The organism is Nitratireductor soli (assembly GCF_001050155.1).
In the GTDB taxonomy this organism is placed as follows: domain Bacteria; phylum Pseudomonadota; class Alphaproteobacteria; order Rhizobiales; family Rhizobiaceae; genus Nitratireductor; species Nitratireductor soli.
In genome coordinates, this window is sequence record NZ_LFVY01000006.1 from 1 (window position 1) to 26,037 (window position 26,037).

Sequence of the window (26,037 nt, forward strand, 5' to 3'; positions counted from 1 at the left end):
GGAGATGTACGAAAAGGCAGCCTGAACGGGCGGTACCGGGCGGCGGCGCACTTTCCGCGCTGCCGCTTTCCTATCATAATCGAACCCTCCGCAGCCCGAATCGGTCCGCCATGCGCCAATATCTCGATCTTCTCTCCCACGTGCTGGAAAACGGCGTCGATCGCGACGACCGGACCGGCACCGGCACGCGCGGCATTTTCGGCCATCAGATGCGCTTCGATCTGGGGCAGGGCTTCCCGGTTCTGACCACCAAGAAGCTGCATCTGAAATCGATCATCCATGAGCTTTTATGGTTCCTGAAAGGCGACACCAACATCGCCTATCTGAAGGAGAACGGCGTTTCGATCTGGGACGAATGGGCCGATGAGAATGGCGATCTCGGCCCGGTCTATGGCGCGCAATGGCGCTCCTGGCCGGCGCCCGACGGCAGGCACATCGACCAGATCGCGAATCTTCTGAACGCCTTGCGCAAGAATCCTTACTCGCGGCGTCATGTGGTGTCGGCGTGGAACCCGGCCGAGGTGGACAATATGGCGCTGCCGCCCTGCCACTGCCTGTTCCAGTTCCACGTGGCCGATGGCCGGCTCTCCTGCCAGCTCTACCAGCGCTCGGCCGACATCTTCCTGGGCGTTCCCTTCAACATCGCTTCCTACGCGCTGTTGACGGTGATGGTCGCGCAGGTGACCGGGCTGAGGCCCGGCGATTTCGTGCACACGCTGGGCGACGCGCATCTTTATGCCAACCATTTCGAGCAGGCGCGCGCGCAGTTGCTGCGCACGCCCAAGCCGCTGCCGACGCTTTGGATCAACCCCGCGGTGAACGATCTTTTCGCTTTCCGGTTCGAGGATTTCCGGCTGGATGGCTATGTTGCCGATCCGACGATCCGCGCGCCGATCGCGGTGTGAGCGGCGGTCAAATTCGGCTAACGGGAAGGGACAGTATGAGCATCGCATTGGTGGTGGCCATTGCCGAAAACGGCGTTATCGGCCGCGAGGGTGGCCTCCCATGGCGGCTTTCCACAGATATGAAGCGGTTCAAGGCGGTGACGATGGGCAAGCCCGTCATCATGGGACGCAAGACATGGGAAAGCATCGGCAAACCCTTGCCGGGCCGGCGCAATCTGGTCATCACGCGGCGCGCGGACTATGCCGCTGAAGGGGCCGAATGCGTCTCCTCGCTGGAGGTCGCCCTGGCATTGGCGGGCGGCACTCAGGCCGATACGGAGGTCTGTGTCATCGGCGGTGGGGAAATCTATCGCGAGGCGCTGCCGACGGCGGATGTTCTCCACGTCACGCATGTGCATGCGAATGTCGATGGCGACGCGGTTTTTCCGCCGATCGATGCGGAAATATGGGAACGCGTTTCCCGCGAGGAGGTTCCGGCGGGCGAAAAGGACGTTTACGCCACCAGCTATGTGGTCTACCAACGGCGCTAGTGGTGCGATCCTAACAGATGGTACCATCTGTTTCGGTCAGACCACTAGGCAAGCTGGGCAATCGTCCGAGTTTGGCGGAAAACACAGGGAACGCGGCGTGCTGCCGCGTTGAAAGCACCGCCGTTGCTACCTATAACAGACCGGATGGGAGATCTAGCCCGCCAAGGGCCGGATCCGGATCGAGAAAAGGAACAATAATGCCCTGGAACAATCAAAGCGGCGGCGGCGGCGGCCCTTGGGGAGGCGGCAATAACGGGGGTCCGTGGGACCAGGGACCGCGCGGGCCGAGCGGCCCGCAGGGAACGCCGCCCGATCTGGAGGAGATCATCCGGCGCGGGCAGGACCGTCTGAAAAACGCCCTTCCGGGCGGCGGCCGGGCGAGCCCGGCGATGATCGCCCTCATTCTGGTCGCGTTGGCCGGATTGTGGCTGTTCAAGTCCGTCTACACGGTCCAGCCGGACGAACTGGCGGTCGAACTGCGTTTCGGCAAGCCGAAGCCCGAGCTTTCCGAGCCTGGCCTGCACTTCCATTGGTGGCCGGTCGAAACGGTGGAGAAGGCTTCCGTGGCCGAGCGGCTGGTCGATATCGGCGCCGTCAGGGGCGGAACCTCCAGCGGCTTGATGCTGTCTGGCGACCAGAACATCGTCGATGTGAAGTTCTCCGTTGCCTATCAGGTCGCCGATCCGGCTGCCTATCTGTTCAATGTGGCAAATCCCGACGAGACCCTGCGCCAGGTGGCCGAAAGCGCCATGCGCGAGGTGGTCGGCCGCAGGCCCGCTCAGGACATCTTCCGTGATGACCGCCAGGGCATAGCCGAGGGGGTTCGCGCCACCATCCAGACCGCGCTCGACGAATACGGCACGGGCCTGACCGTCAACGCGCTGTCGATCGAGGACGCGGCTCCCCCGCGCGAAGTGGCCGATGCATTCGATGAGGTGCAGCGTGCCGAACAGGACGAAGACCGTTTCGTGGAAGAATCGAACCAGTACTCCAACCAGAAACTGGGCCAGGCGCGCGGCGAGGCGGCGGGCATTCGCGAGAATGCGGCTGCCTACAAGAATCGCGTCGTGCAGGAAGCCGAGGGTGAGGCGCAGCGTTTCGTCTCGGTCTATGACGAGTACGCCAAGGCGCCGGAGGTGACGCGCAAGCGGCTGTTCCTGGAAACCATGGAAAACGTGCTGCGCGGCTCCAACAAGGTCATCGTCGAACAGGGCGGCGGGCAGGGCGTCGTGCCTTACCTGCCATTGCCGGAACTGCGCCGACAGTCGCAGCAGACACAGCAGTCACAGCAAGCCCCGAGCGCGGGAGGGAACAACTGATGTCCAACCGACTTCCAATTCTGGCCATCATCGGCGCGGTGCTGTTGTTCCTGGTCTATTCGGCGATGTTCGTCGTCAATGAGCGTCAGCAGGCCATCGTGCTGCGGTTTGGTGAAATCGTCGACGTGAAGACCGAACCCGGCCTGTATTTCAAGCTGCCGTTCGCCTTCATCGAAGCCGACAACGTGCAACTGATCGAGGATCGGATCCTGCGGTTCGACCTGGACGATATCCGCGTGCAGGTCTCCGGCGGCAAGTTCTACGAGGTCGATGCCTTCATCGCCTACTCGATCAGCAATCCGCGTGTCTTCCGGCAGGCGGTTTCGGGCAGCGTCCAGCTCGCCGAGCAGCGGTTGAGGACGCGTCTCGACGCAGCCTTGCGCCGTGTCTACGGTTTGCGCGGCTTCGAATCGGCGCTCTCGGAAGAGCGCGCGTCGATGATGCGCGAAGTGGCCGCCGATCTGCGCCCGGACGCCGCTTCACTCGGCCTGGAGATTCAGGATGTGCGCATCCGCCGGACCGATCTGACGGCCGAGGTCTCGCAGCAGACCTATGACCGGATGAAGGCGGAGCGCCTGGCCGAGGCCGAGCGTTTGAGGGCACGTGGCCGTGAAGCCGCTGCCCGCATCCGTGCCCGTGCCGACCGCGAGGTGGTGGAAATCCTGGCATCGGCGCAGCGCGAATCGGAGATCCTGCGCGGTGAGGGCGAAGCCGAGCGCAACGGTATCTTCGCCAATGCGTTCTCGCGCGATCAGGACTTCTTCGAGTTCTACCGCTCGATGGCGGCCTATCGCGAGGCGCTTGACCCGTCGGGAACGACCATGCTGCTTTCGCCGGACTCGGAGTTCTTCCGTTTCTTCAACGATGCAGGGGGAAGCGGGCCATCGGGTGGCGCGACCCAGGGCGGGGCCGCCAACCAGTAGGGGCCGCGTCGCATGAGCGATTTCATCGCCGCCCTTGGGCTGGTTCTGGTCGTCGAGGGGCTGGTGTATGGCGGCATGCCGCGCATGGCCAAGCGTCTCGCCGAGCAGGTGTTAGAGATGCCGGAGAGCACGCTTCGCGGCGCCGGCGTCGCCGCGATGGTCGCTGGCGTCCTGATCGTCTGGTTCGTCCGGGGATGAAACAAAATTGCGGCCCGCACGGGGGGACAACCCCGTGCGGGCCGCAAACACGCCGCATTCACACCGGATCATGCAGAAGTGAAGCGCGTTTTCATGGAATCCGCGTCTTCGGCAGATTAGGATGACCGGCATTGGCCTTTGATAAAACGACACGCCACCTGGAGAACCGCCCTCAATGACGCCGCTGAAGATTCTACGCGCCACGCGGGTGGCTCCAATCGCCGCGATGCTTGCCATCGGGGGCCTTGCAGCGGCACCCATCCTGTTGCCGCGGCCAGCCATGGCGGAAGGGCCGGCCTCCGTCGCCGATCTCGCCGAAAGACTGGCTGGCGCGGTGGTCAACATCTCCACGTCACGCTCGGCGGCCGCCTCGGGCTCCGACCGCGTGCCGATGCCGAAGCTGCCGGAAGGCTCGCCCCTGCAGGATTTCTTCGACGATTTCTTCCAGGAGCAACCCGGTGAGGAGCACTCGCCGCGCCAGGCCCAGTCGCTCGGTTCCGGGTTCGTCATCGACGCCGAGGAAGGCATCGTCGTCACCAACAATCACGTCATCTCCGGCGCCGACGAGATCGTCGTCAACTTTTCCGATGGCGGCAAGCTCGATGCGGAGCTTCTTGGCGTCGACACCAAGACCGACATCGCCGTCCTCAAGGTGGATGCCTCGAAGCGGACCCTGCAGGACGTGCCGTTCGGAAGTTCCGACACGATGCGCATCGGCGACTGGGTGATGGCCATCGGCAATCCGTTCGGCCTGGGCGGCACGGTCACCGTCGGCATCGTCTCGGCGCGCAACCGCGAGATCGGTTCCGGCCCCTATGACGATTTCATCCAGACGGACGCCGCCATCAACCGCGGCAATTCCGGCGGCCCGCTGTTCAACATGGATGGCGAGGTGATCGGCATCAACACGGCGATCATTTCGCCGACCGGTGGCTCCATCGGCATCGGCTTCTCGATTCCTTCGGCGCTTGCCATCAATGTGGTCGACCAGTTGCGCGAATTCGGCGAGACGCGGCGCGGCTGGCTGGGTGTGCGCATCCAGGAGGTCACCGACGACATCGCCGAAAGCCTCGGCATGAAGACGACCGCGGGCGCGATGGTCAGCGGCGTCATCGAGGGCGGGCCGATCGATGACGGTTCGATCCAGCCCGGCGATGTCATCACCCGTTTCGACGGCAAACCCATCGAACACATGCGTGACCTGCCGCGCATCGTCGCCGAAAGCCCGGTCGGCAAGGATGTCGAGGTGACGATCATCCGCAAGGGCGAAGAGCAGACCGTGCGTGTCAAGCTCGGCCGTCTGGAAGACAGCGAGAAGCTGGCCTCGGCCGAGGAGAGCGACCACGAGGCGGAGGGCAAATCCGCGCCAGTTTCATCCGCCGCCGTACTGGGCATGCACCTGGCTGCGCTGAATGACGAGACGCGCGAGCGCTTCGAGATCTCCACCGACATCTCAGGCGTCGTCGTCACGGAAATCGATGCGGATTCGATCGCCGCCGAAAAAGGACTGGCGCCCGGCGACGTGATCGTCGAGATCGCCCAGGCTACCGTCTCCTCGCCGAAGGAAGCGCTTGACCGGCTTGAGGAGCTCAAGAGCCAGGGGCGCCGCAACGCGCTGCTGATGCTTGCCTCCAAGACCGGTGAACTGCGTTTCGTGACGCTCCGGATGGACTGATCCCTGGGAAGCCCGTCCACCCCAACCATAGAGGATAGGGGTGAACGGGCTGCTCCAGGGATGAAACCGGCCGAAATGCGGCCGAAATGCGACTGTCAGGCCGCCCCTTCCTTGTGGAACAGTTTCGATGCGATCGTCCATTTGCCGTCGACCTTGAGCAGGCAAAGATAGTCGACCATCATGTTGTCGTAGAGGCGCAGACGGACTTTCGCCATCGCCATTTCGGGCGACATGACGTCGATCAGCAGGATTTCATTGTGTGTTTTGCAATTGCGCGACTGCGGCGATTCCCGATTTACCACGATCTCACGGTAATCGGCGATCGGCCGGACAACAGTCTCGCCATCCTGGGATGAGTAGAGAACAGACTCTGGATGGAAGACCCTGTCGAATATCGCGAGATCCTGCGTTTGCAGGACGTTAAAGTACTCTTCAAGCGTCTGTGTTATTTCTGATGTAATCATAATATAATTCTCCATTTTTACGATTTTCTAATAATAATAATTCCAATCAATAATTGTCACATTACAGATTTTTCTCTGACAATTGAGTAATGGTCTTTTTTACTTATTTTCTTTTTCTTATTGAATTTCAAAACTTTGAATTTCACCTAAGCGAAAATCAACGTCCCGGCTCGCGCTGCAGTCGGCCGGGATTGACGGAGCCTTTAACCGACCTGAACGCATCATGCGGTGGCGCCGGCGTTTGTGCCTGCCAGGCGATCCGGCTCATGGGACTTCAACCGCGGATGGCTGTCGGGCACGGAGGGATGATCGAAATCGTCCGCCGGATGCGGCACACGACGAGGACGGAGCGCCGGGTGTCGATGACGGTCACCCGACAAACTCCTGCTCGCGATAGCCCTGGAGATAGAGGAGGGCGGTGAGGTCGCCATGGTCGATCCGCACGCGCGCTTCGGCGGCAACGGCCGGCTTTGCGTGCAACGCCACGCCGAGGCCGGCCATCGCCAGCATGTCCAGATCGTTGGCCCCGTCGCCGACGGCGATCACCTGCGACGTGTCGAGGTCGCGGGCGGCGGCGAAGCTGCGCAGGGCCTCGGCCTTGGCGGCCCGACCGAGGATCGGCTTGCCGACGGCGCCCGTCAGCTTCCCCTCGGCGACGAGGAGGCGGTTGGCCTGCTGCACCTGGAAACCGAGCCGGGCGGCGATCGGGCCGGTGAAATGCTCGAAACCGCCCGAGACCAGCGCCGTGAAGGCACCGCCGGCGTTCATCGTCGCCACCAGCGTCGCTCCGCCGGAAGCAAGCGTGATGCGCCGGTCGATGACCGTGGCAACCATCTCGGTGGACAGCCCGGCAAGCAGTGCGACACGCTCTTCCAAGGCCGGTTCGAAGGCGATCTCGCCGTTCATGGCGCGCCGCGTGATGGCGGAGACCTGCTCCTTCAGGCCAAGTTCGGCGGCCAGTTCATCGATGCATTCCTGGTCGATCATGGTGGAATCCATGTCGGCGATCAGCATCTTCTTGCGCCGGCCCTCCGCCTCCTGGACCGCAAGGTCGATCGGCTTGCCGTCGAGCAGTTGGCGCAACTTGCGTTCGACAGCGTCAGCCTGGGCATGCGCGGTCAGGGGAATGTCGCAGGCGACCGTTTCGCACAGCCAGTCGATGCGGCTTGCATCGAGCGCCTCCATGGCCATAGTCGCAACCGACGCGCTGACGGCGCGCGTCGTCGGGTGAGAAATGAGGGTCGCGACGAGAGACATGGGCGTTTCCGGGACAGAGGACGGGCAAGGGGGGCTGAAGGATGCAATCCTGATAGCCGGGCCGACCGCCAGCGGCAAGTCCGCGCTCGCTCTCGCACTGGCGTGCGAAACACAGGGCATCATCGTCAACACCGATTCCATGCAGGTCTATTCGGTGTTGTCGGTGCTGACCGCGCGGCCGGGGCCCGAAGATCTGCAACAGGCGCCGCACCGGCTTTACGGCCATGTGCATCCGGGGGACGCCTATTCGACCGGCCTGTGGCTCGGCGAGGTCTCGCGGCTGATCGGCGAGGGGGCGTTTGAGCAACGCCGGCCGATCTTCGTTGGCGGCACGGGGCTTTACTTCCGGGCGCTGACGGAGGGCCTGTCGCCGATGCCGCAGGTGCCGGCGCCGATCCGCGACCACTGGCGCGGCCGGTTGGCCGAAGAGGGAGCGGCTGCATTGCACGTCGTGCTGAAGGAGCGTGACCCGAGCGCCGCATCCAATATTCAGCCGGCCGACGGGCAGCGCATCGTGCGGGCGCTGGAGGTGTTTTCGGCGTCGGGCCGGCCACTCAGCGCCTGGCAGGCAGAGACGTCCCGGCCGCTGGTCGACCCGGCGTCGCGCCGCTGCCTCGTTCTCGAGCCGGAACGTTCTCTCGTCACCCGACGCATCGAGGCGCGCTTCGAGGCGATGGTCGAGGAGGGCGGGCTGGACGAAGTGCGCGCTCTTCTGGCGCTCGATCTGCCCGCCGATCTGCCGGCGATGAAGGCCATCGGCGTGCGCGAACTGGCGGGGTTTCTCGGCGGAACCCGATCGCTTGACGATGCCATCGTTCAAGCGAAAGCGGCGACACGGCGCTATGCCAAGCGGCAAACAACCTGGTTTCGCAATCAATTTGGTGCGGAATGGCAGCGGATCGCTTTGTCCGAGGGCGGGGCGCCGCTGGACGGCCTGCTCGAAGGGCTTGCCGGAGCCAGACAAAACTAGGCAACGGGATCATCGCCGGGCGCCGGGATTAACCTTGCGTAAGTGAGACTGTGAGAGAAGAACCGAAAGGGTGTCGTTCGGGGCCAGAATGCGTTTCCACAAAGCAGAGTCGGCATTTTTCGTGTTCGTGACGCTGGTGTTCGGCGCCGGGGCATTGCTGATCTATGCTTATGTCTTTCTGCGCGCCGGCGCCTTCACGCTGGCTGCCCAAACGCACCTGACCTATTTCACCCAGATCCTGTTCGTCGTCGGCGTCCTGCTGGCCACGGCGATCCTGTTCGGCATGTTCTTCATCTATCCGCTGATCCGCACCCAGGCGCGGGAAGAAGGCAAACTGCGCGCGATGACGGAATCGCTCAGCGCGCGGTCGGAATCGCTGCAATACGCAGCCCTGACCGACAGCCTGACCGGCACCCAGAACCGCCGTTTCTTCGATGATGCGCTGCGCGAGTATCTGCAGGAGTTCGGCCGCATCGAAAAGCCCGTCGGCCTGATGGTGCTCGATCTCGATCACTTCAAACAGGTCAACGACACGCACGGCCACGACATCGGCGACGAGGTGCTGCGCCAGGTGGCAAGCTGCCTGAAGGACATGACGCGCTATCACGACGTGGTGTCGCGAATGGGTGGCGAGGAATTCGCCATCGTCGCGCCGAACATGAGCCATGATGCACTGGTGAAGCTTGCCGAGCGCATTCGCAAGGCCGTCTCGTCGCTGATGATCGATGCGGGCAATGTGCGCGTCCGGGTGACGATCAGTGTCGGCCTGTCGATCTGGAATGGCCGGGAATCGGCGGAAGAGTTCTTCCGGCGGGCCGACAAGATGCTGTACGAGGCCAAGCGCCTCGGCCGCAACCGCGTCTGCGCATAGCGCGCGCTTCCATATCTCTCGTTGCTCGGGATTCATGCGGATGTCAGGTGATTCCACCTGACTGCAAAATACTCTAGCGGTTGCCGAAGCGGTTTCGTTGCGCAAGGGCGGCGTCATTGCCGGAGTTGCGTCCGCCAGGCGATTCATTCAGGGGTGGCGACATGCGGTGTGTGGACGGCTGGCTTTCCAGCGGGCTGTAACCCTGGTCGCCAGCCTGTACTCCCGAGGGCACCGGCTCTCCCAGTTCGCGGGTCGCGGGCGCCCGGCTGACCCGTCCGGTGCTGCGCAGGCGTTCGACGATTGCCGCAATGTCGACCTCGCGATCAGCATCGCCATGGGTGTCGTCCAGCTTTTCGCCGTTGCTCTGCCTGCCCGGCAGGATGCCTGCCGGCAGTTCCTCGAATTTGAGACGCATCGTGGTTGCCACGCCCTCGCCGAAGGCGATGGCCTCGCGTCGGCCCATGGCCGACAGGAAGGACAGCATGGACGCCGAGGAATCGGCGATCGCCGAACGGATGATCGCCTGGTCCTGGTCGTTGGCCAGCCGCATGGCGAAGACGGTCGAGCATTGCGACAGGACGGTCGGGTCGAGTTCGCCCGGACGCTGGGTGACAACGCCGAGGTAGCAACCATATTTGCGGCCTTCCTTGGCGATGCGCGCCAGCGCATGGCGGGTCGGCGCGAAGCCGAGCCGCGGATCAGCCGGCATGTAGCGATGGGCTTCCTCGCAAACGACGAGCAGCTTCAATTTGCCCTGGCTCCACAGCGCCATGTCGAAGGCGAGCCGCGCCAGGACGGAGCAGACGGAGTTGACCACTTCCGGCGGCATGCCGGCCATCTCGAAACAGGTTACGGTCTTGCCGTTGCTGGGGATGCGGAAGATGTTGCCGATCGTCTGGTGGATCGTGTCCTCGATCAGGCGCGAGGCGAACATGAAGCGGTAGCGTGGATCGTTCAGCGCGGCCTCGATGCGCGCGCGCAGACTGCGATAGAGCGGCCGCTCGGCCTTGGTATCGAGCTGGCCGAGGCGCTCATCGATCTCCTTGATGACATCGGCCATGCGATAGGGAACCGGCGTGTCGGCGGTGAGCGAACTGCTTTCGCCGCCGCGCCGCAGCAACCCGCCCGAAGCCGGATTGCGATACAAATGCTTGGCCTGCGGGATCAGATCGCGCAGAAGCTCGACCTCCTCGGCGACGGTTTCACGGCCGCGAAACAGAACCTCGACGAACTCTTCCAGGCGAAACAGCCAGAACGGCAGATCGAGCGTGTCGGTGTCGATGCGCACGGCGTATTCCGGAAGCGCGGATGCGAATTCATTGTGCGGGTCGAGGATAAGGACGCGCAGGTCCGGGCGCGAGGCGATTGTCTTGCGCAGGAGCAGCGACACGGCGGACGATTTGCCGACGCCGGTCGTGCCGACAACGGCAAAGTGGCGGTTCAGCGTGTCGTCGACGGCGATGCAGGCATCGATCGCCTCGTCCTGGGACAGATTGCCGATAACGGCCGGATGGCGGCCGCCGAGATCGTAGACCGCCTGGAGATCACGCGAGCGGATGCGGTGCGCCGGTGCGCCGATGTGCGGATATTCGGTGATGCCGCGGTCGAAGACTGGTGTCGTCTCGCGGTCGCGCACCTCGCCGATGAGCTCTACGGAGATGGCGATCGGATTGGCTTCGCCATCAATCCAGCGGAGTTCGGGACGCTCGACCGCGTAGACCAGGCCGACGGTGCGGGTTGCGCCGAGATTGATCGAGATCATCTTGCCGACGGTCCAATGGTTGCCGGAGGTTGTGTCCTCGGTTCCCGCATCGGCGGCGATGGTCGCGCGCGCGCCGTCGCAATGGACCACATGGCCAAGCAGGCGCCTTTGCGGCTGAGCCGTTGCGCGCCGCTCCTGAGACGTTGCCTCGCCCTGCGTCGTTCCGCCTTCCACAAACATTCTTTTACCCCTTTTTCCCCGATCCCAGCATTAGCGATGGTGAGTTAAGGGCAAGTGTGGGCGGATGGTTGAGGGGAGGTTAAGGCAACCGCAAGACTTGTCGTGTTAAAGCCGGTTGACAGCCGCGCTACAGCAACCTTATTGTGCGCCGCGATGATGACAGGAAATATTCTTATCGTAGGAAAGCGCATGGGCAAGGCGGCGTAGCCGTCTGGCGGAAGCCTCTCATGCGCAAAACACAGGCTCCTTCGGGGGCCTTTTTTATTGGCCCAGTGTTTCATTGAGCATTGGGGGCGGCTAAACCACCTTCGCCGGGTGAAAAGAACGGATTGAGCAGATGAACAAGGCAGAGTCAGAGCGTGCAGCGGATGCGTCGGCCCATCAGGAGATGACGGGTGCCGAAATTGTCGTGCAGGCGCTCCGGGATAATGGTGTCGAGCATATTTTCGGGTATCCGGGCGGCGCCGTACTGCCGATTTATGACGAGCTTTTCCAGCAGGACCACGTGCGGCACATTCTCGTGCGCCATGAGCAGGGCGCCGGCCACGCGGCGGAAGGCTATGCCCGCTCGACCGGCAAGGCGGGCGTCATGCTGGTCACCTCCGGCCCCGGCGCGACCAATGCGGTAACGCCATTGCAGGATGCGCTGATGGATTCGATCCCGCTGGTCTGCATCACCGGCCAGGTGCCGACGACGCTGATCGGCTCCGACGCCTTCCAGGAATGCGATACGGTGGGCATCACCCGGCCTTGCACCAAGCACAATTGGCTGGTCAAGGACGTCAACGAACTCGCCGCCACCATTCACGAGGCTTTTCACGTGGCAACCACGGGACGCCCCGGCCCAGTGGTGGTCGATATCCCGAAGGATATCCAGTTCGCCAAGGGCATCTACACGTCGCCGCAGACGGCGCCGCGCACCAGCTATCAGCCGCGCGTGCAGGGCGATATGGAACAGATCAAGGCGGCGATCGCCTTGATGGCGCAGGCCAGGAAGCCGATCATCTATTCCGGCGGCGGCGTGATTAATGCCGGTCCCGAGGCGAGCCACCTGCTGCGCGAACTCGTCGAGTTAACCGGCTTTCCGATCACCTCGACGCTGATGGGGCTCGGCGCTTATCCGGCATCGGGCAAGAATTGGCTGGGCATGCTCGGCATGCACGGCACCTATGAAGCCAACATGGCGATGCATGATTGCGACGTCATGGTCTGCATCGGCGCGCGCTTCGACGACCGGATCACCGGCCGGCTCGATGCGTTCTCGCCCAATTCGCTGAAGATCCACATCGACATCGACCCGTCGTCGATCAACAAGACGGTGCGCGCCGACGTTCCGATCATCGGCGATGCAGGACGCATTCTCGAGGACATGGTGCGGCTGTGGCGGGCGACCGCCAAGGCGGACAAGCCGGCGCTGAAACCCTGGTGGACGCAGATCGACATCTGGCGGGCACGCGATTCACTCGCCTACCGGCCGAACGACGACGTCATCATGCCGCAATACGCGATCCAGCGCCTGTATGAGCTGACCAAGGACCGCGAGGTCTTTATCACGACGGAAGTCGGCCAGCACCAGATGTGGGCCGCGCAGCATTTCGGCTTCGAGGCGCCGAACCGGTGGATGACGTCTGGCGGGCTCGGCACGATGGGCTACGGCCTGCCGGCGGCGCTCGGCGTGCAGATCGCCCATCCGGGCGCCCTGGTGATCGACATTGCCGGCGACGCCTCGGTGCAGATGACCATCCAGGAGATGAGCGCGGCGGTGCAGCACAATGCGCCGATCAAGATCTTCATTCTCAACAACCAGTATATGGGCATGGTCCGCCAGTGGCAGCAGCTCCTGCACGGCAACCGCCTGTCGCATTCCTACACGGAGGCGATGCCCGATTTCGTCAAACTGGCCGAAGCCTATGGCGGCCACGGCATACGCTGCGACAAGCCGGGCAAGCTCGACGACGCGATCCGCGAGATGATCGCCGTCGACAAGCCGGTCATCTTCGATTGCCGCGTGGCGGCGCTGGCCAATTGCTTCCCGATGATCCCGTCCGGAAAGGCGCATAACGAGATGCTGCTGCCGGACGAGGCGAGCGACGAGGCCGTGGCCAACGCGATCGACGAAGAAGGCCGGCAATTGGTGTAGAGGCTGCGCCCGCGAGGCGGATGCGCTTTCATTCCAGAAAGTTACAAGATGCTTTTCGAAAAGAGATTCACCCTATGAACGCTCAGCTACAGCCGACCGGTTCGGCCTATTTCATCACCAAGGAAACCGAGAGCAACGAGCGCCGCACGCTGGCGGTCCTGGTCGACAACGAGCCGGGCGTGCTGGCGCGGGTCATCGGCCTGTTCTCGGGCCGGGGCTACAACATCGACAGCCTGACCGTGTCGGAGACCGAGCATGAAAAACACCTGTCGCGCATCACCATCGTGACGCGCGGCACGGCCCATGTCCTTGAGCAGCTCAAGCACCAGCTGGAGCGCATCGTGCCCGTGCACCGGGTGGTCGATCTGTCGATCATCGCCGACGAGCGCGGCCACGACCGGCCGATGGAACGCGAACTGGCGCTGGTCAAGGTGCGTGGCGTTGGCGACAACCGCGTCGAGGCGTTGCGGCTGGCCGATGCGTTTCGCGCACAGGTGATCGACGCCAACACCGAGCATTTCATCTTCGAGATCACCGGCCGCGTGTCGAAGATCGAGCAGTTCATCGCCATCATGACGCCGCTTGGCCTGGTCGAGGTCTGCAGGACCGGTGTGGCCGCCATGAACCGCGGGCCGGAGGGCATGTAGTCCCGCTTCCGGGGAGACAATTTTCCCGGCCCGGGGTGACAAATTTGCGGTGGCGGAACCGGGCTTTCGGGTCAATAGTCCTGTCTTACTCGTGAACTGCACATGTTCCCGAAATACGGCAGTCACCATTCTGGACCATGTTTCAAGAGGTTTCGACCATGGCGCCGGACGTCTTTCTCGCATTGCTGGTTTTTTCGTTCGTCTCGTCGGTGACGCCGGGGCCGAACAATTTCATGCTGCTCGCTTCCGGTGTGAATTTCGGCTTTCGGCGGACCATCCCGCATATGATGGGCATTGCCGGTGGCTTCGCCTCGCTGCTTTTGGCGGTAGGGTTCGGGCTCGGCGCGCTGCTGACGGCGTATCCGGCGCTGCATGTGGTCCTGAAAATCGTCGGCGGCGCCTATCTCCTGTATCTCGCCTGGCGCATCGCCATGTCGCGCGCGCTGGGACAGGGAGGCAGCGGCAAGGACGAGCCGATGACCTTCCTTGCCGCCGCCGCCTTTCAATGGGTGAACCCGAAGGCGTGGGTGATGGCGCTGACGGCAATGGCCGTCTACACCAACCCGTCGGCACCCTTCCTGACGGTGTTTCTCGTGACGTTCGCCTTCGTCGTCGTCAATTTCCCCAGTGTGTCGGTCTGGGCCGGTTTTGGCGTTGCGCTGCGCGGTTTCCTGTCCGAACCCGCGCGGCTCAAATGGTTCAACATCGCCATGGGCCTGGCGCTGGCGGCGACGCTCTGGCCGATGCTGAAATAGCGATTTTTCACCGAGCGCATAGTGGTCTGACCGAAACAGATGGTCCCCACCTGTTGGGATCGCACCGCTAGAGCGGTTCATCGTTTCATGGAAACGCTGCCCCGCTCTATCTGTTTGTTTTTCCGCATTTATGCGGACGTCAGGTGATTCCACCTGACTGCAAAATACTCTAGCGCCATCGGTTCACCCGTTGACGATGGCGTGGATGTTTCCGTCGGGATCCTTGAACCAGGCGATACGGATGTCGCCCATCGTGTAGACGTCGCCATCCTTTGTCGCCTCGGGCATGTCGTAGCTTTCGAAGGCGACGCCCTTGCCGGCAAGCCCGGCGGCTACTTCCGCCACGTCATCGCCGACGATCCAGGTGACCCCGGTGGCCGTGTTGCTGCCGGCAGTGGGCGATTGGTAGACGAACAGCGCGCCGACCCCGCACGGGTAGACGACCATCGGCATGTCCGAAATCGCTTCCGGTTCCAGGCCCAGCTTCTGCTCGTAGAAGGCGCGCGCCGCGGCAATGTCGCTGACGGCAATCGTTGCGCGCGGTTCCTTGGTCTTCAGCATTGAGAAATCCTCCTGTTTGATGCCTCGGCATCGATGCGGCCCGGTCGGGCCTTGCACCCATAGGACGCATTCAAACGCACCGATCCGACAATATGCGGATGGGACCCAGGTCCGGATCCGGCGTGGCGAACCGCCTGCAGATGTGCTTATATGCCGTTGCGTCAAACGTGGGGTGATAAGATGATAGTTTCTATCGTTTCCATCACGCCTCAGCGCATCGTCCTCGCTAGCTGCGCGGTGCTTTCCGTGCTTTTCGCCATCGGTTGGATGACACGTGAGGATCCTGGTGAAAAGCCGCTGCTTCAGGTTCTGGGCGGCGGGTTCGTGTACAATTACCGCATATCGGAAATGCACTATGGCTTCTCGGCCGTGGTGTCCAAGCCACTGGCCTCCGGCTCGATCATCGAAGCGTCCTTCGAGGATCCGGCCGGTGGCGCGGTCCATGTGGTGCGCCAGCGGGTCAGCCCGCGCACCAGCCGCTATGCCCTGCATTCGCCGCCGGTGCGCGGCGTCGAGGCGGGACGTCCCTATCTCGTGGCGATCCGTGTTCTCGACCGGCTGGGAGAAGAGGTTCTGTGGGCGCGCGACATGGATTTCGTCAGTCAGGTAGACGGTGCGATCGTGCCGGCTGTGCCGCTGATAATCGGTGCGGGGTATCATAGCAACCCCGCCGCGTTGCCGCGCGGCTGCATCAAATTGCCCTGCCGCAAGCGCTGCGGTTTCACAGGGATGGGCTGCACGCGGGGGTGAAACCATCTGTTCAGGAGGCGGCGAATCTGCTTTCTGGCCGGGATGGAATTCTCCCCGCAACAGGATGAAGCATTGAAGGCTGTGGCTCGCTGGCTGAAGGCTGGCGAGACGCAGCTTTTCCGCCTGTTCGGCTATGCCGGAACGGGCAAGACGACGCTTGCGCGTTATTTCGCCGAACATGTGGATGGCGATGTCCAGTTCGCCGCCTTTACCGGCAAGGCGGCGCAGGTTCTGCGTTCGCGCGGGGCGAGCAATGCCCGCACCATTCATTCCCTGATCTACCGGCCGCGCGGCGAGGAAGAGGTGGAGAACGAGGTGACCGGCAAAACGTCGATGTCGCCGACCTTCTCGCTCAATCGGCAGAGCCCGATCGCCAAGGCGGCGCTGATCATCATCGACGAATGCTCGATGGTCGACGAGGCGCTGGGCCGCGACCTGATGTCGTTCGGCACGCCGATCCTCGTTCTGGGGGATCCGGGGCAGTTGCCGCCGATTTCCGGCGGCGGGTTCTTCACCGAGCAGGAGCCGGATCATCTGTTGACGGAGATCCACAGGCAGGCGCGCGACAATCCGATCATCCGCCTGGCGCTGGACGTGCGCGAGGGGCGGGACCTGGAGCCTGGCGATTATGGCGCGGCCAAACTGATCTCGAAATCCGAGGTCAACCAGGACATGGTCCTGGAGGCCGACCAGGTGCTGGTCGGCACCAACCGGACGCGGCGGCGCTACAACCAGCGCCTGCGCGAATTGAAGGGCTTCGACGCCAGCTACCCGCAGGCGGGCGACAAGCTGGTGTGCCTGCGCAACGACCCGGCCAAGGGGCTGTTGAACGGCTCGCTGTGGAAGGTGATGACCTCGTCGCGCGAGACGGTGAAGCCGGGAATCAACCTGCTGGTCTCGCCGGAAGAGGACGATCCCGATCGCGGCGTCGCCAAGATCAAGCTGCTCAAGGCGGCCTTCGAGGACCCCGACAGCGATATCCCGTGGCAGACCAAGAAGCGCTACGACGATTTCGACTATGGTTACGCGCTGACCGTGCACAAGGCGCAGGGCTCGCAATGGGACGAGGTGGTGCTGTTCGACGAGAGCTACGCCTTTCGCGACACGCGCCAGCGCTGGCTCTATACGGCGATCACCCGCGCCGCCGAGCGCCTGACCATCGTCAGGTAGCGGTCTCGGCGTCAGGTAGCAGTCTCGATCGGCCGCGCGCCGATCCAGGCCCAGGCCTGGTCGATCTCGTCGGCGTCGAAGTGCTTCATCTCCATGGAGAAGAACGGTCGAAACAGGCTGGCCATCGCGCTCATCCAGCCCGGCCCACCGGCAAAGGCGTATTTGCGGATGTGCTGCAGCGCATGGGTCTTGCCGATCATGGTCTGCTCCTTGAAGGCGGCCTGCCAGTCAAAACCCTCATAGCCGCGCAGGATGACCAGCACGTCGATCTTGTCATGGACCTCATAGGCGCCTTCGAGAAGGCCATAGAGATTCTCCATGTCGGCGGCGGTGATGTGGCCGACGAGCTCGAACGCATAGGCGTCCTCGCGGTCGGTCTCGATGCGCCGGACATGCGGCGGGTCGTCATTGAGGATCATGAGGCTTCTCCCTGCTTGTCCATCTTCACAACGCCGATTGGTCCTGTCCGTTCCGCGCAGGACCGTCTATGCAGCATAGGACAGCAACAAAGCGGGACAGACCATGCCGGCAAAACTCTCCGTCAATCTCAATGCCGTCGCCATGCTGCGCAACCGGCGCGACCTTCCCTGGCCGAGCGTCACCGGACTGGGTCGGATCGCGCTTGCCGCCGGTGCGCGCGGGCTGACGGTGCATCCCAGGCCCGACCAGCGCCACATCCGCTTTTGCGACCTGCCGGACATAAGGGCGCTGATCGACGACGAGTTTGCCGATTGCGAGTTCAACATCGAAGGGTTTCCGACCGAGGCGTTCCTCGATCTCGTCGACGAGCACCAGCCCGAGCAGGTGACGCTGGTGCCGGACGATCCGTCGCAGGCGACGTCGGACCATGGCTGGGATTTTGCCGGGCAGGGCGCCTTCCTGGCCCCCATCGTCGGCCGGTTGAAGAAGAAGGGTTTTCGCGTGTCGCTGTTCGCCGACCCCGATCCGGCGCAGATGGAGGCAGCCAAAGCGCTCGGTGCCGACCGGATCGAGCTCTACACGGGGCCTTACGGCGCTTGCCACGATGATTCCGCAAAAGCTTCCATCGAACTGGAAAGGCTCGGAAAAACGGCGGATGCGGCGGCATCTCTCGGCCTTGGCGTCAACGCCGGCCACGATCTGACCGTTGCCAATCTGCCAGCGCTGGCGCGGCGCATTCCGGCATTGGCGGAGGTGTCGATCGGCCACGGGCTGACAGCCGATGCGCTGGAGCATGGAATGGCGCAAACGGTGCGGCGTTTCGTCAAAGCCTGCGGCGGGCGGGATGATGGTTAACCGCAGCCGATAAGAATTCTTAGCATTTTATCCACTATCCACGACGCAGAGCATGAGGTTTGTGATGCGCGTCGTGGTTTTGCTGTTCCTGTTGTCGGTTTTATCGGCCTGCGCATCGGCGCCGAGCCGGATCAACGATGTCTGCTCCGTGTTCGACCAGAAGCAGGGGCTGTTCGGCGGCTGGTACAACGCTGCCAAGAGCACGGAGCGCGAATATGGCGTGCCGGCCTCGGTGCTGATGGCGACCATCCGCATCGAATCCGGCTTTGCCGGCCGGGCGCGGCCGCCGCGCAAGAAACTCCTCGGCTTCATTCCGTGGAAACGCGCCTCGAGCGCCTATGGCTATTCGCAAGCACTCGACGGGACATGGGATCGCTACAGGCGCGAGACCGGCAAATGGAGCGCGCGGCGCAGCAATTTCTCCGACGCGGTCAATTTCGTCGGCTGGTATCACGCAACCAGCAACAGGACGAACGGCATCGCGCTGAACGATCCGTACAATCTCTACCTCGCCTATTATGCCGGGCATGCGGGCTATGCGCGCGGTGCCTGGCGCAACAGCCCGCACATGCAGAAATCCGCCCGCAAGGCAGCCAGCATGGCCAACAGCTATGCCGGCCAGATGCGCCGTTGCGGGCGGTGAGAGGGTTACGCGCCGACCAAGGCGGTCCGGTTCGCTTCCAGGAAGCTTTTCAGTGTGCGCGGGGCCTGGCCTGACAGGGTTTCGACATCGTCGGTCCGGTCGCTGATACTGCCGGCCCGCGTGTTGGCGTCGAAGGAGACGAGCAGCTGCGCGAACCCGGCCGGCACGCCGGCGGACGTCAGGCCGGCAAGCAGGGCATCGTCGGACAGGTGCACGACCTCGATCGGCTTGCCGAGAACCTGGCCGGCCAGGGCGGCGGTCTCCTCCGTGTCGAGCGCTTGCGCGCCGGTCAGCGTGTAGGTTCGGCTTGCCGCCGCGTCGGTCGCCAGGGAGGCGGCGATCGCCCTGGCGACGTCATCGCGCCCCACATGCGCCAGCCGCCCGTCACCCGATGCGGTGTACCATTTGCCGCCTGCGATTGCCTGCGGCAGGCTCATCAGCAGGTTTTCCTGATACCAGCTGTTGCGGAAGATGGTGTAGGGGACGCCGCTCGCCTTGATCGCCTGTTCCGTGCCGAAATGGTCGCCGGCGAACAGAACCGGATTGCCGGGTTCCGGATTGGGCATGGACGTGTAGGCGATGCGCGCCACGCCGGCTTCGACGGCAGCGGCGACGGCGGCCTGATGCTGGCGAAGGCGCTTGCCGGGCTCGCCCAGCGCGTCGGTGGAGATGATCAGCAGCGTGCCGATGCCGGCGAAGGCTGCGGGAAGGCTGGCGGCATCGTCGAAATCGACCTGGCGGACGGCCGTGCCGCGCGCGGCAAGGTCGGCGAGGGCCGCCGGATCGCGCGTTCCGGCGACGATGCGCGTGGCGGGCAATCGCTCGGTTTCAAGCAGGTGGTCGATGACGGCGCGGCCCAGATGGCCGGACGCGCCGGTGACGAGAATGGTGTCGGACATGGATTCTTCCCTTCGGAACGCAAATCTGATAGCTGGTCTAGAAAAGAGACCAGCGCTAAAATAGGAATTGGAAGCCGTCCGTAAAGAAGGCAGTTTTTCTGCCAGTGGTTACGTGGAGGGAACCACCATCGCGGGATCGGCTGGCAGAAGGAGAGGCGCCGATGAATACGAAACCGGCCAGTGTCAGGAGCAAGCTCGATTTCTACCGCCTGGCGCGCGACGAGGGCGTTCACCTGGAGAATTGCCCGGTGCGCGAGGTGATCGCCAATATCGGCGGCAAGTGGAACTCGCTGCTGATGCTGGCGCTGGCCGAGCAGCCCTACCGCTTCGGCGCGCTGCGCCGGCTGGTACCGGACATCTCGCAACGCATGCTGACGCAGACCCTGCGCGACCTGCAGCGCGACGGCTATGTGCATCGCGCGGTTTTTCCGACCAAACCCCCGAGTGTCGAATACAGCCTGACGGAGCTCGGCCGCTCCATGTTCGACCCGCTGCAGGCGCTGGTGAAGTGGGCCGAGCAGCATCATGACGCGGTGCGCGCGGCGCGGGCGCGCTTCGACAGGGATGAAAGCTGAGGCGAAAAACCCGCAGCCGCGCGCCGCGCAGGCTTGAAATCGACGTTCACCTGTGACAGAACCGTACCGTACGGTACGATCATCCGGTTCAGGCAATCCCTTGCGCGAGACACAAGACGCTCCCGAAACATTCACGCCACGCCAGCGGGCTGTGCTCGACCGGGCGCTCGAACTGCTTCTGGAAGGTGGCGAGCGGGCGTTGACGACGGCCGGGCTGGCGCGCGCGGCGCGTTGCTCGAAGGAAAGCCTCTACAAATGGTTCGGCGACCGGGACGGATTGCTGGCCGCCATGATCACCCACCAGGCGAGCAAGGTGCGGGCGCAGATCGATGATGGCGCGGCGCTGGATCTCGCGCGCTTCCGCGCGCATCTTATGGATTTTGCCAACGATCTCTTGCAAGTTCTAGGCGGCGACGTATCGCTCGCGCTCAATCGGCTGGCAATCGGTCAGGCGAGTCGCGAAGGCAATCGACTGGGGGAATTGCTCATCGAACGCGGTCGGCGCGGTATCGACAAACGCGCCGGCGCACTCCTGGAAGCGGGACGACGACGCGGTTTCATCATCTACGATGATCGCGATGCCGCCTACCACACGCTTTATGGACTGATCGTACGCGACCTGCATGTGCGCATGCTTCTATACGAGGCTGGCGCGCGTCAGCCGGAAAAATTCGCCGCTCTCGCGGAAGAGGCGGTGGAACAGTTTTTCGTACTCTTCGGAGTGCGGGAAAACATGAAGGCGATCCCAGCCTGATGCCAGGCCGCCCCGTATATAACGCCAATTGATTGTCAAAAGAAGGAAACGAGTATGCGTGTTTATTACGATCGCGACGCCGATCTGAACCTCATTAAGGGCAAGAAGGTCGCCATCATCGGCTATGGCAGCCAGGGACGGGCGCATGCGCTCAACCTGAAGGATTCCGGCGCCAAGGAGCTGGCCGTGGCGCTGCGTGCCGGTTCCTCCACGGCCAAGAAGGCCGAGGCGGACGGGCTGAAGGTGATGACGGTGGCGGAAGCGGCCGGCTGGGCCGACCTGATGATGATGGCGACGCCCGACGAATTGCAGGCCGGCATCTACAAGGATGAGATCGCGCCGAACATTCGCGACGGCGCGGCGATCGCCTTCGCGCACGGCCTCAACGTGCATTTCGGCCTGATCGAGCCGAAGAAGACCATCGACGTTCTGATGGTCGCGCCGAAGGGGCCCGGACACACGGTGCGCGGCGAATACCAGAAGGGCGGCGGCGTGCCGTGCCTGGTGGCCGTTCACCAGGACGCCTCGGGCAATGCGCTCGACCTCGGCCTGTCCTATGCCTGCGGCGTCGGCGGCGGCCGTTCGGGCATCATCGAGACCACCTTCCGCGAAGAGTGCGAGACCGACCTGTTCGGCGAGCAGGTGGTGCTGTGCGGCGGCCTGGTGGAACTGATCCGCGCCGGCTTCGAGACGCTGGTCGAGGCCGGCTATGCGCCGGAAATGGCTTATTTCGAGTGCCTGCACGAGGTGAAGCTGATCGTCGACCTGATCTATGAGGGCGGCATCGCCAACATGAACTACTCGATCTCCAACACGGCCGAGTGGGGCGAATATGTTTCCGGTCCGCGCATCATCACGGCCGAGACCAAGGCAGAGATGAAGCGCGTGCTCGCCGACATCCAGTCGGGCCGCTTCACCTCGGAATGGATGCAGGAGTGGCATTCGGGCGCGGCGCGCTTCAAGGCGACCCGCCGCCTGAACGACGAGCATCAGATCGAGGAAGTCGGCGCCAAGCTGCGCGGCATGATGCCGTGGATTTCCAAGAACCAGCTCGTCGACAAGGACAGGAATTAGTCTCTTACGGAATTCCAAACGAGAGGGCCGCGACATCGTCGCGGCCCTTTTCGTGTGCGCTGGTCTGTGCCGTTTCGGGACAAAAAGACTGGCACGGTTCTCGCTTGATCCGGGTGTTCACCAGAGGAGGCGAACCATGATGCGGATTACGGAAAAATCCATCGGCCTGGACGGCAAGGTTTTCCCTGAGCGGCGGGGGGCGCTGCGCCGGCGGGTGCAGAAGCATGCGCGCGTGCGATTTTGCGAGGACCGCTGCACGCTGCTTGGCATGATGCTCGATCAATCGGAACATGGCGCACGCATTCGCTTCGGCGATATCTGCGCGATGCCCGTGACCTTCGATCTGGAGATCGAGGGAAGCGACCGGCTGCGCCGCGCGACGATCCGCTGGCGCAGCCTGACGGAGATCGGCATCGCGCTGGACTAGACCGGGTCAGCGTTTCATGGAAACGCTGACCCGGTCTATCTAATTGTTTCTTCGCATTTATGCGGACGTCAGGTGATTCCCCCTGACTGCAAAATACTATAAGGGCTTGCCGCCTATTCCCAGGGCTTGAGCCCAAGCAGCTTTTCGCCGAGCGGCGTCAGGCTTGCGGTCTCGGCATTCTGCTTCTCCCATTGGCGCGGGTCGCCGGGGAAGGCGTCGCGCTTGGGATGATCCCGTTCGCGCCACAGGCGGATGCGCTCGAGGCGGTCTTCCTCATTGTCCCATTCGGCCGGGTACATCGACACGTACTGCGCCATGCGAACGCGGCCGTCCGAATGGTTGGGGCGCACGCCATGGGCCAGCAGCGAGTTGAAGATCAGCAGATCGCCCGCTTCCATGTCGATGTTGGTGATGCTCAGGCCGGTCGTGTCGGGATGCATCGGATCGCGATCGTCCGGCTGGGTTTTCACCCATTCGTCGAAATGCTCGAACAGTTCGGGGATGCATTGAAATCCGCCGACATCGCCATCCTGCTTCTTCAGGCTCAAAACACCCTGCACGCCGATCGGCAGCGGGTCGAGCGAGGTGTCCGCATCCCAATGGATAAAGCCCTGCGCATTGCCCTTGACGCGTTTGGGCGGGTTGAGATTGGCGCGATCGATCGTGACCCACAGATCCTCGCGGTCCCAGATGTCGACGAAGGCGTCGTAGATGCGCGGCTCCATGCGATTGTCCCACAGGTGCTGGTGATTGTAGATCTCCAGCATGCCGGTGTTGTTGAGTTCCTTCATCTTGTGCGCGCGCCGCTGCGGTGCGTACCAGGTCGACGGATCGTTCGGATCCTTCTCGTCGAACCGCCAGAGCAGGTCGACGAGGCGTTCGACATTGTCCTGCGGCACCGCCCGGCGGACGATGACGTAGCCCTTGGTGATCCAGTGCTGCCAGTCGTCGGATGACAATACGCGCAGCGGCAGCGTCTTGCGGATATCCCTCAGTTGCGTGGTCGTCCGGCTGCTGGCGGGATGCGTGTCGCGTTTCAGTGCGTTGGCCTGCAAGGTCTCCTCCCATGGTTTCCTGCATGTCTCGGCCAGCCTACCGCGCCATCGGCCACGATGTTGTACTCACATCGCCAATACTGGTACTATTATGGCGTCTTTTGGGAGTGCGGCGCTGGATGAGACCCTATCTGGAAAAACTACCGATCATTCCCGGCGCTTCCTGGAGCATGCTCAACCGGCAGCTTGACGCGGCCATTCCCTTCGAATGGCATCACCACCCCGAATACGAGTTGACGCTGACGCTGAACTCGCGCGGGCAGCGCTTCATCGGCGATCACGTGGGCAGCTATGGCGATGGCGACCTGGTGCTGATCGGTCCGAACCTGCCGCACACATGGGCATCGCGCGAGAAGCTCGACCCGGCGGCGCCGCATGTGGCGCTTGTCATGTGGTTCCAGCACGATTGGGCAGCGCGGCTGAGCGACGGCTTCGTCGAGTTGGAGCCGATCGCCCATCTCCTGGCGCGGGCCGGGGCGGGCCTGAGTTTCGGCAAGCAGACGGTGCGGTCCTTGCAGCCGCGGATCGCCGCGCTGTTTGCGGCACCAGCGCCCGAGCGGCTGCTGGCGCTGATCGGCATTCTGCTGGAACTGGCCGGTGACGCCGAGGCGGAGCCGCTTGCCAGCGCCCCGGTGGCGCGCGGCGCCACGGGCGATGACCGGCAGCGCATCGAGCGCATATTGACGCATATCCACGCGCACTACGCCGAGGGCGTGGGCAATGCGGAACTGGCGTCCATCGCCGCGCTGAGCCTGTCGGGCCTGCACCGCCTGTTCGTCCGCCACGCGCGAATGGGGATCGCCGACTATGTGATGCGGCTGAGGATTGGCGATGCCTGCGCCCGGCTGTCGGGCGGCACCCAGCCCATCCAGCACATCGCGCAGGCGGTCGGCTACAACACGCTGGCCAATTTCAACCGACAGTTCAAGGCCTTGCGCGGCATGACGCCAGGTGAGTACCGGGCGCGTTTCAGGGCGCCGGATGCCGTCCGCGCATCCACCGACCTTCAGCGCCCATAGGGCGACCGGCAGCGCTGGCGCCCGCCGCGATAGGGCTGGAAGCTGTTGTCGCTGGCCCGATAGGAGCGGTAGTTCTGATGGCACCATGCCCTGTGTGCCGCCTGCGTCTGGTGATCGGGATACATGCGCAGGCTGCGCGGACGCAACTCCTGCCGCCATTCGAGGCGCAAGCGACTGGGCGTGCGGCCGTAGCGGCCCCGCCACAGGCGGCTTCCAGGCTCAAACCATGGATCGTCGCGATAGAAGGGGCGTGCCGGCCAGCCGCGGCGATAGGAAGGGCGATCCCAGAACGGGTCGAGGCTGCTGCCGCGCAGGTAGCGCCAATGGCGGCTGCTGCGATAACGATAATGGTCGCGTCCATAATATCGATCCCGGCCAATGCCGAGCGTGAGCCGCATGCGGCCGCCGCGCAGGCGATCGACGGGGGTGATGATAAACCGGGTTGTTTCAACCGTGTTGAGTGCTGGGTTTGCGGGGGAAAACGCCGCTTCCGCCTGACCGATCGCCAGACCGGCAAGCAGTGTGGCCAGGCCGAGCTTCAAAACCATTCTCATTTCATGCTCCGAAGTAAACCGTATACGTAAACAATACGTCGCGGCGCATGTATGAAAAGCGAGGTTTTACTCAAAGACCACGGATCGCGGGACCGCACGGATTGCAATCGCGGCCCGGATGGTTCCGGATGAATTGCTTCCTGTGAAAATGGCGCGGATACACCGCGCCATTTCATCCATCGTGATGGTTTTCAGCCTATCGATAATAGGGCGAAATGCACTGCCGGCGCGGCCCGTTATAGGGCTGGAACGAATTGTCCACCGCGCGATAGGACCGGTAGCGGTTGTAGCACCAGTTCACATGGGCGCGCGACAGGGAGACACGCGGCCTGTATTGGGGCCGGACGGGACGCGGGCGCGCGTAGTAGGGCGGTGCATAGTAGGGCGCAGGACGGCCGAACTCGAGGTAGATTCCGCTGCGCGGGCGATGCCGGCGCCAGTCGCGGTCCCTGCGATGGTGCCGTCTCCAGCGCCGATCATGGCGATCGACCTTGACGATCGGTGTCTGACCGGCGGTCTTGTCGACCGTGTTGACGATGGCGCCGCCGGCTGTGCCCAGCGCGCTGGCGCTTGCCGGGGCGCCGACGAATGCAAAGCCGAGGGCGATGAGCCCCGAGCAGGCGAGTGTGGTTAGCTTGTGTTTCATACCAATCTCCAGACTTTTCAGCCCCCTGAACCCCTTCGG

The 26,037-nt window shown here is 63.4% G+C and carries 29 protein-coding genes and 1 pseudogene; 21 read left to right on the plus strand and 9 right to left on the minus strand.

Features of this window, described 5'->3' with window-relative positions:
* The first annotated feature begins 110 nt into the window (after nucleotides 1-110).
* From AB843_RS08625 to AB843_RS08650, 6 genes are all read left to right on the plus strand, one after another.
* Nucleotides 111-905 carry a thymidylate synthase gene (locus AB843_RS08625; protein ID WP_048646437.1) on the plus strand — a complete coding sequence of 265 codons (795 nt, stop codon included), beginning with the start codon at nucleotides 111-113 and terminating at the stop codon, nucleotides 903-905.
* 35 nt (nucleotides 906-940) lie between these two features.
* Nucleotides 941-1,435, plus strand: a complete 495-nt coding sequence (locus tag AB843_RS08630; RefSeq protein ID WP_048646438.1) for a dihydrofolate reductase — start codon at nucleotides 941-943, stop codon at nucleotides 1,433-1,435.
* Nucleotides 1,436-1,632: 197 nt separating this feature from the next.
* A complete protein-coding gene (gene hflK / locus AB843_RS08635) occupies nucleotides 1,633-2,754 on the plus strand; it encodes an FtsH protease activity modulator HflK (protein ID WP_048646439.1) in 1,122 nt (373 codons plus the stop codon).
* Nucleotides 2,754-3,677 carry a protease modulator HflC gene (hflC, locus tag AB843_RS08640; protein WP_048646440.1) on the plus strand — a complete coding sequence of 308 codons (924 nt, stop codon included), beginning with the start codon at nucleotides 2,754-2,756 and terminating at the stop codon, nucleotides 3,675-3,677. Before hflK ends, hflC begins: the two co-directional genes overlap by 1 nt.
* A 12-nt stretch (nucleotides 3,678-3,689) precedes the next feature.
* On the plus strand, nucleotides 3,690-3,875 hold the full coding sequence (locus AB843_RS08645) for a DUF2065 domain-containing protein (RefSeq protein WP_048646441.1): 186 nt from the start codon (nucleotides 3,690-3,692) through the stop codon (nucleotides 3,873-3,875).
* Nucleotides 3,876-4,050: 175 nt separating this feature from the next.
* Nucleotides 4,051-5,550 (plus strand): DegQ family serine endoprotease, encoded by a 1,500-nt coding sequence (locus tag AB843_RS08650; protein WP_048646442.1) that lies wholly within the window; start codon nucleotides 4,051-4,053, stop codon nucleotides 5,548-5,550.
* A 95-nt stretch (nucleotides 5,551-5,645) separates the two neighbouring features.
* On the opposite strand, the gene AB843_RS08655 is transcribed toward AB843_RS08650, so the two are convergent.
* On the minus strand, nucleotides 5,646-6,014 hold the full coding sequence (locus tag AB843_RS08655; protein WP_048646654.1) for a nuclear transport factor 2 family protein: 369 nt from the start codon (nucleotides 6,012-6,014) through the stop codon (nucleotides 5,646-5,648).
* A gap of 369 nt (nucleotides 6,015-6,383) precedes the next feature.
* On the minus strand, nucleotides 6,384-7,271 hold the full coding sequence (serB, locus tag AB843_RS08660) for a phosphoserine phosphatase SerB (RefSeq protein WP_082143724.1): 888 nt from the start codon (nucleotides 7,269-7,271) through the stop codon (nucleotides 6,384-6,386).
* Between serB and miaA the strand changes: the two genes are divergently transcribed.
* Together miaA and AB843_RS08670 are read left to right on the plus strand one after the other, a co-directional pair.
* Nucleotides 7,270-8,241: a tRNA (adenosine(37)-N6)-dimethylallyltransferase MiaA gene (miaA, locus tag AB843_RS08665; protein WP_048646444.1), complete on the plus strand. Its 972-nt coding sequence runs from the start codon at nucleotides 7,270-7,272 to the stop codon at nucleotides 8,239-8,241. The genes serB and miaA overlap by 2 nt on opposite strands.
* A gap of 88 nt (nucleotides 8,242-8,329) precedes the next feature.
* The gene (locus tag AB843_RS08670) at nucleotides 8,330-9,112 is read left to right on the plus strand and encodes a GGDEF domain-containing protein (protein WP_048646445.1); all 783 of its coding nucleotides are present in this window, start codon (nucleotides 8,330-8,332) and stop codon (nucleotides 9,110-9,112) included.
* Nucleotides 9,113-9,185: 73 nt separating this feature from the next.
* On the opposite strand, the gene AB843_RS08675 is transcribed toward AB843_RS08670, so the two are convergent.
* Nucleotides 9,186-11,054 (minus strand): ATP-binding protein, encoded by a 1,869-nt coding sequence (locus tag AB843_RS08675; protein WP_048646446.1) that lies wholly within the window; start codon nucleotides 11,052-11,054, stop codon nucleotides 9,186-9,188.
* A 337-nt stretch (nucleotides 11,055-11,391) separates the two neighbouring features.
* Between AB843_RS08675 and AB843_RS08680 the strand changes: the two genes are divergently transcribed.
* The 3 genes from AB843_RS08680 to AB843_RS08690 all read left to right on the plus strand — a co-directional run bounded on the left by AB843_RS08680 (nucleotide 11,392) and on the right by AB843_RS08690 (nucleotide 14,596).
* A complete protein-coding gene (locus tag AB843_RS08680) occupies nucleotides 11,392-13,194 on the plus strand; it encodes an acetolactate synthase 3 large subunit (RefSeq protein ID WP_082143725.1) in 1,803 nt (600 codons plus the stop codon).
* A gap of 74 nt (nucleotides 13,195-13,268) precedes the next feature.
* A complete protein-coding gene (gene ilvN / locus AB843_RS08685; protein WP_048646447.1) occupies nucleotides 13,269-13,841 on the plus strand; it encodes an acetolactate synthase small subunit in 573 nt (190 codons plus the stop codon).
* Nucleotides 13,842-13,999: 158 nt separating this feature from the next.
* Entirely contained in the window at nucleotides 14,000-14,596 is a 597-nt protein-coding gene (locus tag AB843_RS08690) for a LysE family translocator (RefSeq protein ID WP_048646656.1), read from the plus strand.
* A gap of 183 nt (nucleotides 14,597-14,779) precedes the next feature.
* On the opposite strand, the gene AB843_RS08695 is transcribed toward AB843_RS08690, so the two are convergent.
* A complete protein-coding gene (locus AB843_RS08695) occupies nucleotides 14,780-15,157 on the minus strand; it encodes a VOC family protein (RefSeq protein WP_048646448.1) in 378 nt (125 codons plus the stop codon).
* A 180-nt stretch (nucleotides 15,158-15,337) separates the two neighbouring features.
* On the opposite strand from AB843_RS08695, the gene AB843_RS08700 reads away from it, so the two are divergent.
* From AB843_RS08700 to AB843_RS26415, 3 genes and pseudogenes are all read left to right on the plus strand, one after another.
* Entirely contained in the window at nucleotides 15,338-15,907 is a 570-nt protein-coding gene (locus tag AB843_RS08700) for a hypothetical protein (RefSeq protein ID WP_048646449.1), read from the plus strand.
* A 42-nt stretch (nucleotides 15,908-15,949) separates the two neighbouring features.
* Nucleotides 15,950-16,510, plus strand: a pseudogene (locus AB843_RS26410) (ATP-dependent DNA helicase); the annotation flags it as partial.
* 246 nt (nucleotides 16,511-16,756) lie between these two features.
* Nucleotides 16,757-17,077 (plus strand): ATP-binding domain-containing protein, encoded by a 321-nt coding sequence (locus AB843_RS26415; RefSeq protein ID WP_425286810.1) that lies wholly within the window; start codon nucleotides 16,757-16,759, stop codon nucleotides 17,075-17,077.
* 11 nt (nucleotides 17,078-17,088) lie between these two features.
* Here the strand turns inward: AB843_RS26415 and AB843_RS08710 are convergent, their stop codons facing one another.
* Nucleotides 17,089-17,496: a SpoIIAA family protein gene (locus AB843_RS08710; RefSeq protein WP_048646451.1), complete on the minus strand. Its 408-nt coding sequence runs from the start codon at nucleotides 17,494-17,496 to the stop codon at nucleotides 17,089-17,091.
* A 103-nt stretch (nucleotides 17,497-17,599) separates the two neighbouring features.
* Here AB843_RS08710 and AB843_RS08715 point away from each other — a divergent pair, with 103 nt between their 5' ends.
* The gene (locus AB843_RS08715; protein ID WP_048646452.1) at nucleotides 17,600-18,352 is read left to right on the plus strand and encodes a pyridoxine 5'-phosphate synthase; all 753 of its coding nucleotides are present in this window, start codon (nucleotides 17,600-17,602) and stop codon (nucleotides 18,350-18,352) included.
* Between the two features lie 64 nt (nucleotides 18,353-18,416).
* Nucleotides 18,417-18,995, plus strand: a complete 579-nt coding sequence (locus AB843_RS08720; RefSeq protein ID WP_087587077.1) for a transglycosylase SLT domain-containing protein — start codon at nucleotides 18,417-18,419, stop codon at nucleotides 18,993-18,995.
* Nucleotides 18,996-19,000: 5 nt separating this feature from the next.
* On the opposite strand, the gene AB843_RS08725 is transcribed toward AB843_RS08720, so the two are convergent.
* Nucleotides 19,001-19,894, minus strand: a complete 894-nt coding sequence (locus tag AB843_RS08725) for an SDR family oxidoreductase (protein WP_048646454.1) — start codon at nucleotides 19,892-19,894, stop codon at nucleotides 19,001-19,003.
* 161 nt (nucleotides 19,895-20,055) lie between these two features.
* Between AB843_RS08725 and AB843_RS08730 the strand changes: the two genes are divergently transcribed.
* From AB843_RS08730 to AB843_RS08745, 4 genes are all read left to right on the plus strand, one after another.
* Nucleotides 20,056-20,469 (plus strand): winged helix-turn-helix transcriptional regulator, encoded by a 414-nt coding sequence (locus AB843_RS08730; protein ID WP_048646455.1) that lies wholly within the window; start codon nucleotides 20,056-20,058, stop codon nucleotides 20,467-20,469.
* 151 nt (nucleotides 20,470-20,620) lie between these two features.
* Nucleotides 20,621-21,223, plus strand: coding sequence for a TetR/AcrR family transcriptional regulator (locus AB843_RS08735; protein ID WP_425286806.1), 603 nt, complete (start codon nucleotides 20,621-20,623; stop codon nucleotides 21,221-21,223).
* Nucleotides 21,224-21,277: 54 nt separating this feature from the next.
* Nucleotides 21,278-22,297 carry a ketol-acid reductoisomerase gene (gene ilvC / locus AB843_RS08740; protein WP_048646457.1) on the plus strand — a complete coding sequence of 340 codons (1,020 nt, stop codon included), beginning with the start codon at nucleotides 21,278-21,280 and terminating at the stop codon, nucleotides 22,295-22,297.
* 136 nt (nucleotides 22,298-22,433) lie between these two features.
* Nucleotides 22,434-22,724, plus strand: a complete 291-nt coding sequence (locus tag AB843_RS08745) for a hypothetical protein (protein WP_048646458.1) — start codon at nucleotides 22,434-22,436, stop codon at nucleotides 22,722-22,724.
* Nucleotides 22,725-22,837: 113 nt separating this feature from the next.
* Here AB843_RS08745 and AB843_RS08750 read toward each other — a convergent pair whose 3' ends face one another.
* Nucleotides 22,838-23,779, minus strand: a complete 942-nt coding sequence (locus tag AB843_RS08750) for a phytanoyl-CoA dioxygenase family protein (RefSeq protein WP_048646459.1) — start codon at nucleotides 23,777-23,779, stop codon at nucleotides 22,838-22,840.
* Between the two features lie 119 nt (nucleotides 23,780-23,898).
* Here AB843_RS08750 and AB843_RS08755 point away from each other — a divergent pair, with 119 nt between their 5' ends.
* Nucleotides 23,899-24,798, plus strand: a complete 900-nt coding sequence (locus AB843_RS08755) for a helix-turn-helix domain-containing protein (RefSeq protein WP_048646460.1) — start codon at nucleotides 23,899-23,901, stop codon at nucleotides 24,796-24,798.
* On the opposite strand, the gene AB843_RS26325 is transcribed toward AB843_RS08755, so the two are convergent.
* Nucleotides 24,786-25,352: a BA14K family protein gene (locus tag AB843_RS26325; RefSeq protein ID WP_342021920.1), complete on the minus strand. Its 567-nt coding sequence runs from the start codon at nucleotides 25,350-25,352 to the stop codon at nucleotides 24,786-24,788. The two genes, AB843_RS08755 and AB843_RS26325, sit on opposite strands and share 13 nt — an antisense overlap.
* A 196-nt stretch (nucleotides 25,353-25,548) precedes the next feature.
* Complete coding sequence (locus tag AB843_RS08765; RefSeq protein ID WP_048646462.1) at nucleotides 25,549-25,998, minus strand: BA14K family protein; 450 nt, start codon at nucleotides 25,996-25,998, stop codon at nucleotides 25,549-25,551.
* Between the last annotated feature and the right edge of the window lie 39 nt (nucleotides 25,999-26,037).